This window comes from Cyclobacteriaceae bacterium (assembly GCA_025808415.1).
Taxonomy (GTDB): Bacteria; Bacteroidota; Bacteroidia; order Cytophagales; family Cyclobacteriaceae; genus UBA2336.
This window is the reverse complement of record CP075525.1, coordinates 2489460-2507952: the sequence shown is the minus strand read 5'-3', so window position 1 is coordinate 2507952 and position 18493 is coordinate 2489460. Positions and strand designations below refer to the sequence as shown.

Annotated in this window: 12 protein-coding genes; 5 read left to right on the top strand and 7 right to left on the bottom strand. The window is 42.1% G+C overall.

Annotated elements, in window-relative coordinates; all coding sequences use genetic code 11:
* Nucleotides 1-5: 5 nt before the first annotated feature.
* From KIT51_11385 to KIT51_11360, 6 genes are read right to left on the bottom strand one after another with little or no spacing between them, the layout of a single operon-like run.
* Nucleotides 6-1574 (bottom strand): hypothetical protein, encoded by a 1569-nt coding sequence (locus KIT51_11385; GenBank protein UYN85487.1) that lies wholly within the window; start codon nt 1572-1574, stop codon nt 6-8.
* Between the two features lie 47 nt (nt 1575-1621).
* Entirely contained in the window at nt 1622-2062 is a 441-nt protein-coding gene (locus KIT51_11380; GenBank protein ID UYN85486.1) for a hypothetical protein, read from the bottom strand.
* The gene (locus tag KIT51_11375) at nt 2059-3774 is read right to left on the bottom strand and encodes a T9SS type A sorting domain-containing protein (GenBank protein ID UYN85485.1); all 1716 of its coding nucleotides are present in this window, start codon (nt 3772-3774) and stop codon (nt 2059-2061) included. Before KIT51_11375 ends, KIT51_11380 begins: the two co-directional genes overlap by 4 nt.
* A 5-nt stretch (nt 3775-3779) precedes the next feature.
* On the bottom strand, nt 3780-6662 hold the full coding sequence (locus KIT51_11370; GenBank protein UYN85484.1) for a TonB-dependent receptor: 2883 nt from the start codon (nt 6660-6662) through the stop codon (nt 3780-3782).
* A gap of 4 nt (nt 6663-6666) precedes the next feature.
* Nucleotides 6667-6891, bottom strand: coding sequence for a hypothetical protein (locus KIT51_11365; protein UYN85483.1), 225 nt, complete (start codon nt 6889-6891; stop codon nt 6667-6669).
* Nucleotides 6892-6938: 47 nt separating this feature from the next.
* Nucleotides 6939-7511, bottom strand: a complete 573-nt coding sequence (locus KIT51_11360; GenBank protein UYN85482.1) for an RNA polymerase sigma-70 factor — start codon at nt 7509-7511, stop codon at nt 6939-6941.
* Between the two features lie 156 nt (nt 7512-7667).
* Here KIT51_11360 and KIT51_11355 point away from each other — a divergent pair, with 156 nt between their 5' ends.
* Nucleotides 7668-8690 (top strand): LacI family DNA-binding transcriptional regulator, encoded by a 1023-nt coding sequence (locus tag KIT51_11355; GenBank protein ID UYN85481.1) that lies wholly within the window; start codon nt 7668-7670, stop codon nt 8688-8690.
* On the opposite strand, the gene KIT51_11350 is transcribed toward KIT51_11355, so the two are convergent.
* Nucleotides 8687-10138 (bottom strand): tagaturonate reductase, encoded by a 1452-nt coding sequence (locus KIT51_11350; GenBank protein ID UYN85480.1) that lies wholly within the window; start codon nt 10136-10138, stop codon nt 8687-8689. The genes KIT51_11355 and KIT51_11350 overlap by 4 nt on opposite strands.
* Nucleotides 10139-10268: 130 nt before the next feature.
* Here KIT51_11350 and KIT51_11345 point away from each other — a divergent pair, with 130 nt between their 5' ends.
* From KIT51_11345 to KIT51_11330, 4 genes are all read left to right on the top strand, one after another.
* The gene (locus KIT51_11345; protein UYN85479.1) at nt 10269-11447 is read left to right on the top strand and encodes a mandelate racemase/muconate lactonizing enzyme family protein; all 1179 of its coding nucleotides are present in this window, start codon (nt 10269-10271) and stop codon (nt 11445-11447) included.
* 1 nt (nt 11448) lies between these two features.
* On the top strand, nt 11449-12651 hold the full coding sequence (locus KIT51_11340) for a mandelate racemase/muconate lactonizing enzyme family protein (GenBank protein UYN85478.1): 1203 nt from the start codon (nt 11449-11451) through the stop codon (nt 12649-12651).
* A gap of 65 nt (nt 12652-12716) precedes the next feature.
* A complete protein-coding gene (locus tag KIT51_11335) occupies nt 12717-15359 on the top strand; it encodes a glycoside hydrolase family 2 protein (GenBank protein ID UYN85477.1) in 2643 nt (880 codons plus the stop codon).
* Between the two features lie 286 nt (nt 15360-15645).
* A complete protein-coding gene (locus KIT51_11330) occupies nt 15646-18492 on the top strand; it encodes a TonB-dependent receptor (protein UYN85476.1) in 2847 nt (948 codons plus the stop codon).
* Nucleotide 18493: the final 1 nt, after the last annotated feature.

Sequence of the window (18493 nt, the reverse complement as noted above, 5' to 3'; positions counted from 1 at the left end):
TTTTATTAAGGTCTGATATTTCCATTAGGATTTTTCGCCCAACCTCCGGCTGTCCAATCGGTAGCACCAATAGCTCCAACATATGCTGCAGATACAAAAGGAGCTCCTAATGAACTCGGGTTATTTGTACTGGTTATGGTTGCGGAAGGTACATAACTATCTACCGTTATACCGGCAGAAACAGCAGGTGTTGCATCTTGGGTCAGCGTATTTCCAAAGCCAGCATTAGTAGCAAATACCTGGGCATTGGCATTTCCGCGTAACATTTCATCACCAAGTTGGAATATGTGGTTGAACGCAAACATCGGAGTAGCTGTAAATACTGGGTTTCCGTCACCATCAACAGCAGTGGCAGCAGATGGGTCAATACGGACCCCGTCATCCGGAAAGAAAGCAATTAATGAATTGAATATTCGGGCTGATCCGGAAGAGACATCGGACCAAACACGGATACCGTCCATTGTTGATCCTTCAACTACTCTTCCGGGACCTAATATTGTAATATTCGCTAAATTAACATTTGTTGATTGACGAATATCGATGGCAGATCCTTCTCCGGTTTCGGCTGCCTGTAGGTTAACCAGGTTTCTTGGATGTACAATTAAAAATTGCCCGGTTCCCTGAGATGCAGCATCCCTGAAGTGGAAGCCACGGCCTTCGCAATTCGTAGCGATAATGTTTTTAATATGGATGGTTGTTCCACTACGATAGAGTATTCCTTCGTATGCAGAGCGAAAAACCTGAACAAATTCAAAAACAAATGCAGTCACACCGTTTAAACGCACTGCAGCTTCTTGTCCCGCGCTTGTTCCGGAAGGGCCACCTATTCCGGCAAATTCTATTCTGGCGTAACGTAATGAGCCTTGGTCTGTTCCTGCTGATCCATTTACCCGTAAACCTTCCCAATCACCTGGGGCTGCATTGTTGGTTAGGATCTTTTCACTAGTGAAGACAATAGGTTCTGCAACGCTTCCATTAGCAACAATTTTGCCTGATGTCTCTATCAAAAGCCTGGCAAGTGTTTCACCTGCTGGTAAACCGGTTGTTTTTGCATAAATAACTGTACCCGGATTAATGGTAAGAATACCTCCATTTGCGATAGATATTCTTCTATCTAAATAATAGGTATTTTGCTTTTCTAATGTAACAGCTGTTGAAATAACACCATCGGTTGCAAGTGATGATAAATTTATGGTTGAACCAATAACGGTGACCGTAAAGGTACTGGACGCAATTCTGTCTTTGTTATCGGTTAATGCAAATTCTAGTGGTAATGGTCCAAATGCGGCTGTACTCGCGACTGTGTATTGGTAGTCAAGGGTTTGTGTAGTTGAACCAACTGTAACACCTGCTACCGGGGTTCCATTAACGGTCAGCGATTTTATACCCGCCTGGGCGGTGAGTGAGAGGCCAATGGTGACACTTGCATTTCGTTCTACGTTAGCAGCATTTCCACCAGAAAAATTTAATACGGGTGGCAAAGTTTCCGGCTCTTCGTCATCCCCACAAGAAATTACCACAACGGTAAGCATTGTGATCAAGCATAAACTCAGTATTACTTTTAGCTTATTCATAGGTGTAAGTGTTTTAGTTAGTATGACGTTATTTAAGTTCTTCTCCCTTACTCAGGCGAGTATTTTGGTAATAAAAAAAGACTGTAGTCTCCGTTTATATTGGTATTCCGTCCACCAATCGGACCGGTGACAATAATTAAATTCAGCTGTAAACTTTGACCTTGGGGGTTGAGGCTTATAGTGGCCTCCACACCTGATATGTTTAGTTGAGTAAAGTTCTGATTGCTGAACGACCACGTGCCGCTGCTTTCAAAAATATCTCCACCATTAATGGCTGTCCATGTTCCGTTATCAATAAACGTAAGCTCTGTGTTCGTGTAACCAAAATCAGTAATGTCCTGGCCATCCAGGATAACTGAGCCGGTACCCCAGGTCTTGCATAGTAAAATAGTTGCCTTTTCTTTAGCAGTTAATTGATCCGTCTCATCGCTGCAAGAAGTTAATTGAGCAACAGATAATATTACTAATATTAATTCTTTGATTTTCATTGTTTGATCATTTTTTGAGTTGCCATGATCCGACCATCTTTCACATACTGAATAATATTAATCCCAGTTGGTAGTTGGTCTGTCTCTAACAGATGAATACCCATCGAAATACTTTTAACAATCAGCACTTGCCCATTTACCCCTCGGATGATTACCTGATCTGCTTTTCCTTCTGTATTTGGAATGTAGATGAAATCGCGAACCGGGTTGGGGAAAAACCGATAGATTGATTCAATTGGATTTTCAACGTTCGTAATGATAAAACTACTTTTGAAACTCTGCATGGAGGTTTGCAATGCCTGATAGGATGAGGCTGTTATAGCTCGGTTTGCCGCAGGATTTTCCGCGACTGTTCGTGCTGCTGCAATAGCACTTTGTAGGTTAGTCAGGGCAATTGGATTACTTTCAATAACTGCGTTGTTTTCATATTCTGAAATCAGTGCCTCTGCTTCCTTAATTAGCGCAACCAAGTTCCATGTAATTTCATAATTCAGAAACCAACGTAAATCTCCCAACGGCTCACCGGTATTGGAGCCCGTGTAAGAGGCACTTGTGTTGCTGTATGCAAAATTGTGGTATGCAAGTGCATTTAACCCCCAAGGATTAGTATTAATGGCGTTACTCCAATCCCAATCCGACACCGATGATCCAGAGCCAAGTTCAGATTCCAGAATGATTTGCACTGGTGGCACAGGACCATTTTCAAAACTCAGTTCTTCTTCCAGTAACCCCGTGGCATTAGTCAGGTAAATTTGGTTAGCAGGCGAAACAAAGGGAGGTTTTACTTTTGGGGTTGTTTGTTGAGTGCTTATATAATCCCATGTATCGGTTATTTCTTTTTCGTAATAAATATTGTTGTAATCAAAATTAATAACTGGGCTGCTCCCAAAGGCACTGAATTCCAATGCCACTATTTCTGAAGTTGGACTGTTACCGATGTAACGTGGATTGACAATAAGATTATTGTTCATGTAAAACTCTCGTACTGGACCAACTTGTGCAAAACGTTGACCCCCATTTACATAAGTGTTTTGATTTAGGCGTACATAGTTTATTTCTGCACCTCCATCACGTATAACTCTGGATGTTACATTATACCAGGTATTGTTTTCCACAACAATAGAATCAACTTGATTGCCCCGGTCATCAATTACACGCCCATTGTCCGGATTGCTGGGCCTGCCCATACGACTGACGGTACAATTGCGCATGTAGATTTTACTACCTCCAGAATTTAATCGGATGAATGTTTGTCCGGAACCATCAAAAAGACAATCGTTAAATTCAAGTCTTACGTTAGGAGCGTCAACGGAAACAATCCGGGCTAAATAGGTGTTGAATTCATTTATGTTAGTCAAATAAATTGATTTCATCGACAGGTTGTTAAACACCTTTATGCTTTCATCAACTTGAGCGGCACCGGTTAAAAAGCCCATTAGCATATATGGCCTTGGGCCATCTCCCTCTTCTGCTTCCAGATAAAGGTTGAAACCGCTGGCCAAGATGGTGCCACTTAATACATAAACACCCCCTCTTTTCAGGACATAAATCGTGTTAGGATCTCTGCGTTGTCCATTGGCTGTAGTATCATTCCGGATTGCTTCATTTAAAGTTCCATATCCTTCCGGTACGCGTACCTTTCGCTGTTGGCCACACACTTCAGCCGACAAGGTTATCAAGATGATTATGATTATTAAAAATTTTAACCTCATATCGTTTACAATCTAAACTGAAGTCCTAAATCTGCGGTAAATCCATAATATACTTCGCTGGTGGGCCGGGATGTATCGCCTAAAAAAGACAACTCTGCGGCATTAGTGAAATTGTTCCAGTTAAAAAACAATCGTAGTTTTTTAGAGACTTTTTGACGTAATGCCAAATCGAATCGCGTGTTGCTTCCTGTATAAGAATCCAATGCGGGCACCGGCCCTATTTCGCTGGATGTATCGCCTTGGTAAACCATGGAAACACGGCCACTAAATCCTCCTACCTCATAACCTATGGAAATATTACTAATGAAATTTGCTTGGCGGGGTGCCCGACCTGGCCGGAACTCATCCAATAATACAAAGGGTGTAAATGGAGGTTCCGATGAACGTTGTGGTGATGGTATAAAAGGATAAAACGTTTTGGAATCAAGAATTGTCGCGTTAGCCGATAGAATTATCCCGTTAAATGGTTTTGGAAGAAACCGAAGATTAGCCTGTAAATCGAATTCCATTCCCATGATGGTTGTCGGTTGACTGGAGTTATCCGGAGCGGAGATCTCATACCCCACGTAAGGATCATCGGGAGGGAGAATCCGGGTATAGACACGTTCATAGTCAATGTTGCGCAGTTGCTTATAAAACCCACTCAGGGATATCAAGCCATACTTATTGTAAAAGGAAAGGGTCAGGTCGTAATTCCATGAAGTGGTATGTAAAAGATTTGGGTCTGCCTGCCGGATAGTTTGTTCATTATCATTAATTCTGCGGTAGGGGATGAGGTTAGTGAAATCTGGGCGGGATAATGTTCGTGTTGCAGCAGCGCGGATATCTGACCATGAGTTTACTTTGTAGCGTAAGTTAATCATTGGAAGAAATTCAGTGTATGTTCGGCCACCCAGACTATCAATAGTCAACTGTTCGAAAGCTCCACCATCATCATAATCAATTCCAGCGATCATATAATTTCCCCTGTAAGTCGTTTTTGTTTGCTCAACTCTAACCCCGGCAAGAATCAAAAGCTTGGGAGAAAAGTTATGTTCGGCCATTATATAGCCGGAGTAAATCGTTTCGGTAGATGTATAGTCATCAATATCTGCGAGGAAATCTTTTGACAAGTAGTTTAGGCTGGCCATGTTTCTGATCAGGCCACTGGTTAAACTTCTGTTTAACCCTGGTCCATTAATTTCCCCCGCTCCGGGCCCCATGTAATACTGGCCGTCTAAGAAGTCATCGGCTGAAAATCCACTTAAAAAATTGGAAATAGCAATACCACCATTACTCGGAACCCGCTGGTACAGGTTAGGGAAGTCGTTTATGAAAAACGCAAGCTCCTGTGACAGAGGCGAAAAGTAATTGCCAACGTTGCTGTTTCTTTCTCTGGTGCGTTGGTTATCGCGTGCTTTTAGTCCTGTTTTAAAGAAGCCCGAGCCGAATGAAGAGGTGTACGGAATTTTTAAATCAACCTGGGCTGTAATAATTTGATCATCCGTTTCATCTGAATCTAAAAATACCTGATTAAGAAAGGTCTCACCTAAATTATTTCGGGCAAGTTTAGGAATGGAATCCAGCGGTTGGCCCGTGAGGTCGATACCAGTGGAGTTGAATGCTGAAGTTTCTCGGTATCGTGATGTGTAACTGTTAGGATTATCCTGAACACTTTTTGAATAAGAGCCTGACCACGTTAGCTCCATTTTTTCGCCCAGTTTATGATTACCCGAAAGTGATGTTGTAAATAACCCCACACCAATGGTGCGGTCGCGGATTTCATACTCCTGACGCTGTTCTCCCCAACGGTAACGCCTTCTTCTGCGTACCTCATCGCGATCTGTGTAGCTGTAGACATTATCCAGAATAATCGAGTGACGAGGATTTAATGAATAATCTGCCGTTAGGCTTGCACCATAACGTATTCGGGTTTCAACAATATCTGCAAGATCCACCTCACTTGGACTGATTAGTGACTGGCCAAAGACATCTTCACCTAAAAAAAGGTACGAGCCGCGTAGCTGGTCAGAACTTCTGTTAACTTGCTGAAGGTTTCCGGTTGCGTAGAGCCCTAATTTGTTTTTTGCAAAACGCCTTCCGTAGCTTAAATCCATTTTGTATTGCCCAAACTCTTTCATTATTCCGTTGTAGCCGGTTTGTGCATTGATCGTTAACTCTGGGTCTTCTGTTGCTTTTCGAAATAAGAAATTTACGGTGCCGCCAATAGCATCACCATCTTGATCCGGGCGGGCAGATTTGTAAACTTCAATACCCGAAAGCATAGAAGGGGAGATCATACTCAGGTCAACAGACCTGTCATTGGCATCTGTGGAGGGAATGCGTTGACCGTTAATCGTTACATTATTGAATCGTGGGGCCAATCCACGAACAACAACTTTCTGACCTTCACCGGCATCACGTTGAATATATATTCCAGAAATTCGTCCTACGGTTTCGGCAGCATTTTGATCGGGCAACTCACGTATTTTGTCCTTTGAAACAACATTCACAATAGTGCTGGAATTAATTTGTTGATTGATAGCTCCTGCCTGACCCAAGGCTTGGGCGGTAACAACAATTTCATCCATTACCTGGGCATCTAACTCTAGTGAAATGTTTACTGAAATGATTTCACCGACCATAATGGTAGCCTCAATTTGCTGGGACTTATAACCCATAAATCGTATTTCAAAGACTTTTTTTCCCGGAGCAATACCCAGTAATTTGAAATTACCATTTACGTCTGCAATGTCGCCAATCGTTGTGCCTGAAAGGCTGATAGTTGCGCCAATCAGTGGTTCACGAGAACTTTTATCGGTTATTTTTCCTGATAATCCTCCTGTGGTTTGGGCTGCTATCTCAAACAGGAGCACACTAAATAAGCTGGTAAGTAGAGGTATTCTCATGCAGTCAGGATGCTGAATTTTTTAACTTGGAAATGGTTTTTTTATAGAGATTCTCGTGAAACGTTTCGGGTAAATAATTCACCATGATCTTTCCATAAACGATTTCCAGATCACCTTGCAATGCAGGTTTTTTTTTAAACAGTTGCTTAACTATTGTTAGCTCTTCTTCAGTACAAGAGTCGAATAGCCATTTAGCTAGCACGTTCCATTCCGCAGCAGTAATGCTCATATTTCAAGAGACGTTAATGGAAGTCGACTTCCCCTACATTGGCATAACTATAAAAGCTGAGTGCGGAGGTGTTTTAGGGCACGGCCCATATGGGTTTCAACTGTTTTGATGCTGATGCTTAGTTGCTCGGCAATTTCACGGTACTTAAGTCCCTTTTCACGATTGAGTAGAAAGATGGTACGGCATTGTGGCGGTAAACTATTGATGGCGGATTCGACTCTTTCAGTCAAAACCCGGGTTTCCATTAAATCCTCCTGAGACTCTTCTGGGCTTGCAATACCATGGGCATGCTCCAGGTCAGTTGATTTTTCACGCTTAAGTTTTCGTAGGTAGTCAAAGGCGCGGTTTCGAATACTCGTGAACAGGTATGCTTTTATTGAGGTATGAACCTGTATGGTTTTCCGGTTTTTCCAAATGGCGCAGAAAACATCACTAACAATTTCTTCGGCTAACTCAACGGAGCCTATCAGAGGCAAACATGCTGCCATTAGGGGCTTGTACAGTAGTCTGAAAAATTGGGCAAAGGCAAGTTGGTCATCCGAAAGAGCTATGCGCTCAAAAAGGAGCTCAATTTGGTTAGTCTCCGGAGCTAAAGTTTTTACTTGTTTTAGGCTGTTCATACAATCGTTTGCACCAAACTTTCTGCTATGTAAATGAATTTTTAAAAAATATTCTAACAAAAAATTGACTATTTAAAAAATATTTATATGGGAACGTTCCCGGGAACGTTCCCATATTTTTGACTATCTTGCTTCCGTACTTATGGTTTTGATTCTGTGAGCAAAATACCCATCACTATAAAAGATATAGCCCGCCAGTTAGGTATTTCAAAATCTACTGTTAGTCGTGCCCTTACCAGTAATGGCGACATAAATCCGGAGACGAAGCGTAAAGTTTTAGAACTCGCTGCAAAACTTGGTTATCAACCCAATGTGGTTGCGGTTAATTTGAAGCAACAGCGAACGCATACATTGGGAGTGCTTATCCCTGAAACGGTGAATCGGTTTTTTGCTAAAGCAGTAGGCGGCATACAGCAGGTTGCCATGCAAGCAGGGTATAATGTAATTATATGTCAGTCTGACGAATCGTTTGTAGCCGAAAAAAAGAACGTTCAAACCCTGCTGGCGAGTCGTGTTGACGGACTTCTTGTTTCCGTTTCGGGTGAGACGGATCACTATGAGCACTTTGATTCTGTAATCGAAATGGGGATACCCATTGTCTTTTTTGATCGTATTGTTGAATCTGTGCAGGCATCAAAAGTGGTTAGCAACAATTATGAGATTTCTAAAGAGGCAACCCATCACCTGATCCGGCAAGGCTGCAAACGAATTGCTATCATGGCTGGTCCACAGCATTTATACAATAGCCGCAACCGGTTAAAGGGTTACATGGATGCGCTTAAGGAAGCAGGTTTGGTTTTTGACCCGAAGTACGTAGTGCACACTGATTTCAGACTGAAAAGATTAGACGAAATAGCGCGCTATTTAATGTCTTTGAAGGAAAAGCCAGATGCCTTGTTTGCCATTAATGATCTGGCAGCATTGGAAATGATGCATGTGTTTAAAAATCTGGGTTACCGCATACCAGAAGATATAGCTGTGATGGGCTTCAACAATGAAGTGATTTGCAAGTATGTTGACCCACCATTAACGAGTATTGACCATCCGGCAGATGAATTGGGTAAGGCAGCGGCCCGTATTGTAATTCATCAGTTGGCTACCGGAGATATGTCTTTAGTGGAGCAATGCGTGAATAGTCAATTGATTGTAAGGGCATCAACACATCGAATGAAAAACTAATATTCTGCCTGCAATTCTTTTAAAGCTGCGACAATGCCATATTGATCGATCCGGTAAAGATATTTGGCCACCTGTTCAGTCAAGCCATGAACCGCATTCAAATCTTGGCCCCAAAGTTTTTTTTCTTGTAATAGTTTGCTTACTAACAGGCGAATACCATTCTCCGTGTAGTTCGTATCAGCCCAACTATCCTGTAAAAATTTTATGGTTTGGGGATCATCTTTCAATGGTATTTGCTTACCTGCCTTAAGACCGCGATAAATAAACAGTAACGCTGCTATCGCGAAAGCAAGCCCACTTGGTGCATGCTGATTTATTTTTTCATAGTGTTTAATGGATGGCAATAACCTTACCCTGAATTTGGAAAAGCTGTAAAGGGTAATATCAATCAGCTTATGTTTAATCGAGGGATTTAAAAAGCGTTCTATGACTTCTTTGCTGTAGTGCCTGTTAAATTCCTGATCGCCTGGTATAAATGGAAGTATTTCCTCATCTAATATTTTTTTTAGGAACACACTGATAATCTCATGCTCCATGGCCTGTTGTACAGTTTCCAGACCGGCCAAATAACCAACCGGTGCCATTACGGAATGCATACCATTTAAGATGCGTACTTTGCGAACACGGTAGGGCTCCAGATCCTCCGTGTAAATAACATTCAATCCGGCTCTATCCAGCGGGAATTTTTGACGAACCCATGGTGATGCTTCAATTGCCCATAGATGATAGGGTTCACACATTACCAGCGCATTGTCCTCATGGCCGATTTCTTCCCAGTATTTTTGTGGATTTTCAGGAAGTCCGGGTACAATTCGATCAACCAGCGTATGGGAGAAGTAAAGCCGGGTGGTTATGTATTCTTCAAATTCTGCTGGTAAGTTCCAGTGTGCTGCATATTTTAAAATACATTGTTTTAATATACTGCCATTTTTCTCAATCAATTCGCACGGTATTATTCCAAGCTCCTTTGTTGGGAATAATTCGAAGCGTCTGAGGAGTAGTTGAGTTAATTTGCCCGGAAAGGTTTTAGCAACCTCCAGATGCGAGGTATCCGCAGAATTAAAAGTTATCCCAGTTTCAGTAGTATTGGAAAGTATGATTTCAAGATCTGGGTTTTCAGCTTCGGCCAGTAAGGCGGTTAAGTCCTGGCCATTAACCAGTCGCTGAACAACATCTATTTTATCTGCCTGAGAGATGATTTTTCCTCCTTCGAGCCCTCGGGTTAGCACGGTATACATTCCGTCTTGTTTGAGAAGGTTATCATGACTTGACATGGATTGAACCATGGCTACGCCCAAATCCAGGTTAAGGTGGTCGTTAGCCTTCTGGATCATCCAATCGGCAAAAGCCCGGAGGAAATTTCCGGTACCAAATTGAAGCACCCGAACTGTGTATATCTTCTTTCCAAGACTGGTAATGGCCGGAAGTTGACTGGTTATATTCATCATCTATTTAGACTTAAAATCCCCTTTTCACCCTTACACCTATATATTTCCTTATCGTAAAATAAAATTGAATGTATCCTGCTGTACAGGAAAGCCAGGCGGATTTCGTCATTATTTTATACTATTTTCATAAATGAACAGACGCCAGTTTATTGAACTTTCCGCACTAACCGGAGCAGTCCTATTAAGTAATCCTAAGCATGTTTTTTCCAAAGGAAATGATGCTGTTTACATCCGCTCCATCGATTTGCTGAAATGGAAAGACAATCACTTTGTAGTGGTTACCTCCACCGATGGTGTAAAAGGCATAACCCTCACCAATACCCGCATCGATTATTTGTATGGCATTTTTAATGGCCTCGTTAAGCCCTTCTTTATGGGCAAAGATGCCCGCCAGTTGCCTCAATTAATTGATGGGGTTTACAAAGACGAGCGAAATTACAAATTCAGCGGAATGCCATTTTGGAATTGTGTTGGGCATATTGAAGTAGCCATTTGGGATTTATTAGCCAAAACTGATAACAAACCCGTTTACCAACTCCTGGGAAAACAACTACGCTCGGAAGTGCCGATGTACCTCTCCAGCCTTACCCGCGATAACCCGGCAGAAGAAGAAGTAGAGAAAATAAAAGAGAGGTTAGTGATCAGCGGTTGCCAGGCGGTTAAGATAAAAGTAGGCGGCCGAATGGGCACTGATACCAAGGCCGACAAGCGCAGTTATAAAATCGTTGAACTTTTGCGCAAGCATTCGGATACGGTCACCATCTATGCCGATGCCAACAGCTCTTTCGATGTGGATCAAGGCATTGCCATGGGTAAATTTTTGGAAGATCATCAAGTGGATATTTTTGAAGAGCCGTGCCCGTGGGAAGATTTTCAAAGCAATAAGAAAGTGGCAGATACGCTTAAGAAAATAAAAGTAGCCGGAGGCGAGCAAGACACGAGTTATTATCGTTTTGATTGGTACTGCAAAAACAATGGATTAGATGTGCTGCAACCCGATGTGTATTACAACGGTGGTATTTTGCGTAGCTTGGCTGTGGCTAAGTTAGCAGCGAAATACAAAAAGGGGTTTGCGCCTCATTCACCAAAGGCTGATCCGCTCGAGGCTCCGTTCTTGCATCTGGCTGCGGTGGCGCCTGCGCTACATGGCTTTCAGGAATTTCCGCTGAGTGGTATAGGCAAAAAGCAACCCGAGTGGTATGCCCCACACTTTGAAATTGATAGGGGAGTGTTGTCAATATCTTCAACGCCTGGGTTAGGTATTGACTATGATTCTAACATATTTAAACAAGCCACAAATATTAACTAAAATGATTTCACGCAAGAAATTTTTGCAAAACCTTAGCGTTAGTTCATTGGCATTGGTTGCACCTACTTCGTTTGCTCAACAAAGTACCAGCTCAACTTCAAAGTCGGCAGTGAAGATAACCGATGTGAAAGCCTATGCTGCCGACAGTGCTACCTATGTTAAAATTGAAACCGATGCGGGAGTGAGTGGCTGGGGCGAAGGGGATCATTTCAGTACGCCCATTGTAGCCAAAATTATCACTGACATTCTAAAACCAAAGGTCATTGGGCAAGATCCATTTGATAGCGAGTATTTATGGACGCAGATGTTTTTTGAAGGTTTTGAGGGCGGCAACTCAGGCTTCGTGCCGGGTGCTGTAGCTGGTGTGGATAATGCCTTATGGGATTTGAAAGGCCGGTTGCTTAAGATGCCTGTTTCGAAATTACTAGGCGGAAGCAAACTTGAAAAAGTAGCTGTCTACGGAAGTTATGGCCGAAAGAAAAAAGGCGGCTTAAAATCGGTGGAAGAAATGGTGAATGAAGGTGTTGCCTTTGTGGAGCAGGGATATAAAACCATTAAAGCTCGGATGCAACTGTATGATCGGGGAAGAAACCCAGCTGATAATTTTACCTACGAGTGCATTAAAGCTATCCGTAAAGCCGTGGGCGATGACATCACTATTTTTGTTGATTTCAATAATGGTTATACAGCAGGCAAGGCCATTGAACTGGGATTGAAACTGTACGAACAATTTAATATCCAAGTGGTAGAGGAACCCGTAAGCAGTATGGATTATCCCGGACTCAGACAAGTAGTAGAGGCCTTACCGTGCGATGTAAATGCCGGGGAGCATGAATACAACAAATGGCAATTCCGTGATTTGATTACCATAGGTAATCCCGATTGCCTAAACCTGGATACTATCAAATGCTCAGGTATCACCGAGTGCCGTAAAATTGCGGCTATGGGTCATGCATTTGAAAAGGAAGTGATGGTGCATAATACGAGGCCCACGCTGGCCACAGCCGCCAGTTTAAATTTGCTTGGTGCTATTCCTAACGCAGCCAAAGTGCAGGAGTTCAGTGGTATGCGGCCCGAGCTAAATCTTTCTCAATTTTTTCACAACTCGCTTAAGTTTGAGAATGGATTTTTGTTCATCCCCATGGAGCCGGGGCTTGGTCTTGAAGTGAATGAAAAAACGATGGAGAAATTCAGGGTAAAATAGTTAATAACTAAGAGCAAATATTTAATTCGTTAGGGGTAGTAAACCATTATGCCGTCTTTATTAATATGAAAAATCTAAGTATTGCTTTTTGTTTAGCAGTCACAACTTCTGTTTTTGGACAGCAATTAAAACCGGGTGGCCTGCAAGGTGACAAGCACATCATTCTTACACCATCATCGGATGAAAATAAAAAGCTGGAAGGCAAGTCGGTTTATAAAATTGATTATGTTGGCTTTAAAGAAACAGACCGAAGTTTTCAGTTTACACCAACACTGCCTGAAAACTGGAACTGGATCGCTATTTTTAATGCTCCACTTAAAGGAAAAAAAGTAAATACTTTTTTTTATGACAGCTGGGTTGCTACCGACCAGCCCAAAACCATGAGCAGTGGTCGCAGGCGCAACTTCGATCAGGATATCACTAAACACATTAGTTCAAACGCTTATCACATCGGCTTTCAACGTAAACAGGCTGTTGAAAATGAAATTTTTTTGTTGGTTGTGAGTCCGGTAAAGCAAAAGGTTATGCTTGAATTTGATGAGAAGACGCTGGGGGTTAAGCGTACCCTTACCTACGATATGGAAGCGCAGGAAGCGAAGTTTGTCCATATTGTTATCCCACCTCAAGAATACACCGTTGTTACCTGGAAGCCTGAACACACCTCGCGTGAAGTTCGCAACATCAGTTCAGATTGGCGCTTTCATAAAGGTGATGTTTCCAATGCCCATGCTCCTGAATTTAACGACAGTAATTGGGAAGACATTAACCTGCCACATACCTGGAATACCAACGATCTATTTGATTACCGAAATTATAAGGATGTTATTGATGTAACTGAAATGATCTATCGCGGAATTGGTTGGTATCGGAAGACGTTTACTGTTGATAACTCGTGGAAGGATAAGCATATAAAAATTGATTTTCTGGGCGCTAACCAGGTTGCTGAGGTATGGCTCAATGGTAATTATGTAGGCAAGCACGTTGGTGGATATACTGGTTTTCATTTTGGTGATGTATTCGTGAAGCATATTAGGTTTGACAAACCAAATGTTGTGGCTGTTAAAGTGGATAACCGGTTTAATTACGATATACCTCCACATACGGCTGACTACAATATGGTAGGGGGTATCTATCGAGATGTGCTGCTGGTAGCACACGATCAGGTATTTGTAAAAGAAGCAAAAATATTTACCCCTGAGGTTTCGCCAACTTCAGCTACGGTTCAGGCCAACATTACCGTGCGCAATATGGGTACTGTTGATCGAAAGGCAACACTTGTAATCAACATTATCTCTCCCTATAATGAAATTATTGCAAGTGATATTCGGTCGATAACACTTAAGGCTGGAGATAAGCCGATTATACAACAAATGTTTACAGTCTCTAATCCCCTGCTATGGTCTCCTGAATACCCTCATCTATATCGAGTATCCGCCACACTTTACGAGCCATCCGATTGGCAACGGAACGGAAAAGCCATTGATCAACAGTTTTACCCACTTGGCTTTCGCTCCCTAAACTTTGATTCAAGAAATGGATTGAGCCTTAATGACAAACACATCAAATTAAAAGGTGTTAACCTGCACCAGGATTTTATGCACAAAAGCTGGGCGGTAGATAGCGCACAAAAACGCGAAGACATGCTTCACATTAAAAGAATGGGAGCGAATTATGTGAGACTTTCGCATTATCCTCATCACCCATACGTGATGCACTTGTGCGATAGTCTTGGTTTAATGATTTGGTCTGAAATCCCAGTAGTCAATACTATTGGTCGTGAAAAGTATATTGAGAATGCCGTAAAGATGATGGAAGAACTGATTCTTCGCGATATAAATCATCCAAGTATCATTATGTGGGGCGTAGGAAACGAATACTACCGCAACTTCTTTACGAAGGAAGATGCGGAATATGCCTTGAAAGTGACCCAGGCTGTTGCCAAAAAAGCAAAGGAAATGGACCCCTATCGTCCAACAGTGCAGGCGCAAAATGATTTAATTGATGAACGCATTCTGCCACTCACCGATATTCAGGGACGTAACCGCTATTTCGGGTGGTACGAAAAAACGTACAATGATTTTGATCATGAAATGAAAGAAGAGCACAAAAAGCACCCGGACTGGAAGTTGCTGGTAAGCGAATACGGTGCTGAGGGAAAATATGGCTACCATGTAAACAATCCGGCTTTGTTTGATCACAGCGAAACGTACCAGGTAGCGCTCCATAGAGCCTACTGGAACTCCATGCGTGATAATGACTTTATTCTTGGCGGTACTATTTGGAACATGTTCGACTTTGCCAGCTTTGCCAAAGTTGGTAGTATACCTCATATCAATCAAAAAGGCATGATGACTTACGACCGAAAGCCTAAATCAGTTTACTACTATTATCAAAGCCAATGGACGAACGAACCCATGGTTTATATTTATTCCCACACCTGGACGCACCGCAGCGGAGAGGCGGGCAAAAGGGTAGAAGTATTTAGCAATTGCGATGAAGTTGAACTGTTTGTAAATGGGAAATCGCAAGGAAAACGCAAACAAACCGATGGACTTTTATGGACTGTTAATTTAGCCGATGGTTTACATGATTTGCGCGCGGTGGGAACCAAGCAAGGTGAGACTGTAAAGACAGATCAGCAGATTTACTACCAGCAAAAGGAATTTCAACAACAACAGGCAAGAGTGAAGCCTACGGGTGATGGCTGAAAACTCATGCAAATCCAAGGCGGTTTAAGTTTGAAATCAGGCTGAAAAACCGACAGAAGTGAATAAAAAACACATTTCGTAACATAATTACCCAACACTTGTAACCATTTTTCTGCAATCGATTACCGTTTGCATAGCAGCTTTGTTCCTGAGAATGGATAACTAATGAGAAAAAGGTTACCAAAATCAAGAAAGCTAAATTGGTATCGGGCAAGAGAGGTTCTTTTTGGACTTCTCTTCCTGTTACTGCTTCTCTTATTGATTGAACTACTTTGACTTGCGAATAATGGACTCAACAAACTTTAAACTGAGGTTATTGCTTGCACTTGTTATATGCAGTTCATACATAGGTTACAGTCAAAGTTCTGCCGGTTTTATCGTAACCGGCCGCATCATTGATGAACAAAGTAAGGAACCATTACCCGGTGCTACAGTAATTGTTCAGGGCACTAATCTTGGCAGTTCTTCTGATCTTAACGGATATTTTTCCATATCTAATGTGAAGCCCGGAAAAAATGTACTACAAGTAAGTTTTATAGGCTACACCACTAAGGACGTTTCTGTAGAAGTTTCTGGAAATACAAATGTTCCCAATATTGTACTTCAGCCTTCTTTAACCAGCCTGACGGAAATAGTGGTTGTTGGGTTTATCGATGGACAACAAAAGGCCCTCAATCAACAACGCAGTGCTGATAATATTAAAAATGTTGTTAGTTCAGATGTTATCGGTCGATTTCCAGATTTGAACGTAGCGGAAGCTTTGCAGCGCGTACCGGGAGTAAACATAACACGCTCGCGCGGAGAAGGATCTACAGTATCATTGCGTGGAACGCCTGCACATTTTACAACAGTCAATATCAATGGTGAGCAGATTCCTTCTACTCAAGATAATGGTGCCCGCAATGAATCGCTTGATTTAATTCCTGCCGATCAATTGGCTAGCATGGAAATTACCAAGGCCATTACACCTGATATGGATGGCGATGCCATTGGAGGTTCGGTTAATTTATTGACTCCGGTAGCCAAAAATAAAGATCTTAGCGTCAGGGCTGAGGCAGGGTTGGGTTACAATGCAATGTCGCAGGGCTATAATGGAATTGGCAGGCTAAAGGTTGGACAGCGGTTTCTGGCAAACCAAAAAATGCCTGATGGCAGGTTGGGAGTAATAATAGGTGCCAGCTATTTTGGTAACGACAATGAAGAGGATAGTTATCAGGCTGTATGGTCTGGAACGGCCAGCACACCAATTATAAACCTGGGCATTGACACGGTTGTTATTGAGAATTACAACTATGCAGATTTAATCAACCAGCGGCAACGTTATGGCGCCACGGCCACAATCGATTATAAATTCAGTTCTACATCTTCTATTATTTTTAATGCCATTTACAGTCGCAGGCAAGATTTTGATCAGCGTAATCGTATTTTCGGAATCCTAAACGAATCAGCGGGTATCCAATGGCAAACTTTGGATTCATTGACTGGTGCTGAGTTGAGACGCGATATTCTTGTGCGGGATTACTACAGTGAAAACCTGTCGCTAAATTTATCAGGTAATCATTCCATCAATAAGCTCATTGTAGACTGGGCCGTATTCTATTCACCATCGAAACGCGTTGAAGAAAACTACGGTGGCAGGTTTGTACGGGGTTCCTCTAATCGCATTAACCTTCGGGTAACTAATCCGAATGGTATTTTCAGTGATTTTCTTCGATTTGAATCAACTTCACCGGGGCTAAATTACTATGATCCATTTATTATCAATGAGATTGATCGATATGAAACCAACTCCATTCTCTTAAAATCAGATAATGGTGTCGCAAAAATTAATCTACAGTACTCCTATAAGGTGGGTGAAGCAGAAGGTTTACTGAAGGGAGGATTCAAATATCGCAAGCAATCCAACCAACGCGAGCAGGATGCTAGCCTTTATAATTTCTCAGATCCAAACGAAGTGTTGATTGAAGAGGCAGCATTCGCTTCTGTGGTTGGTAATTTCGAAGATCAGGATTTTATGAACAATCAGGTTCGGTTTGGACCCAGCATTGACCGAAATAAATTTTCAGCGTTCTACAGCCAGTACAACCGATTATTTGTATTAGACCCAATTGCTTCGCCAAGAAATTCTTTATTCGGCACCTATAAGGCCGATGAAACGATTACAGCCGCATACCTGATGACGCGTTTGCGCTGGAACAAATTAATGGTTTTGGCGGGCTTACGTTATGAAGATAACCTTGTTGAATATGATGCATTTAAGGTTAACAACGTCACAGGAACTGGTACACCTTTTAGCGATGGAACTCAATATGGATTTGTTCTACCGAATATTCACTTGCGTTATTCATTTGATAAGTTTAGTAACCTGCGTTTTGCCTTTACACAAAGTTATGCCCGTGCAAACTTCAATGATCTTATTCCTTTTTTGCGCATTGATGAGGCCGGCTCTAACCTGGTGGCCGGCAATGCAGAGCTCAAACCGGCATTTTCAACCAATTTTGATTTGCTCTATGAAAAATACTTGCCTTCGGTTGGTATATTATCGGGTGGCATTTTTTATAAAAGCATTGATGATTTTCAATTTCAGCGTAATCTACCATTTCTTCAACCCGGAGATCCTTTCTATGAAGAATTTCCCGGATACTCTTTTCGCCAGCCGCAAAATGGTGAGAATGCAATTGTTTACGGTCTAGAGGTTAATGTGCAGGCACCACTTGATTTTCTGCCGGGAATATTAGGAGGATTTGGTGTTTACTTCAACTACACCTTCACGGAGTCTGATGCATTTACCGCAGATCGTTCCAACATAAAACTTCCAGGTCAGGCCAGGCATACCTGGAATGGTGCGCTCTCGTTTGAGCATAAGAAATTTACCATACGGGGAATGGTTAATTACAATGGCGAATTTCTTACTGCTGTTGCTGGCGAAGCCAATAACGACATTGTACAAGTGGATCGAATGCAGGTTGATATTACTTCAGCATATGCGTTTTCAAAACGATTCAGAGTGTTTGCTGAATTTATGAATATTATCAATGCACCGAGCATCCGTTATCAAGGAAGCCGTGAACGCCTTGCGCAGTATGCCTATTTTGGTTGGTGGAATAGATTTGGTTTAACCTATAGTTTCTAAG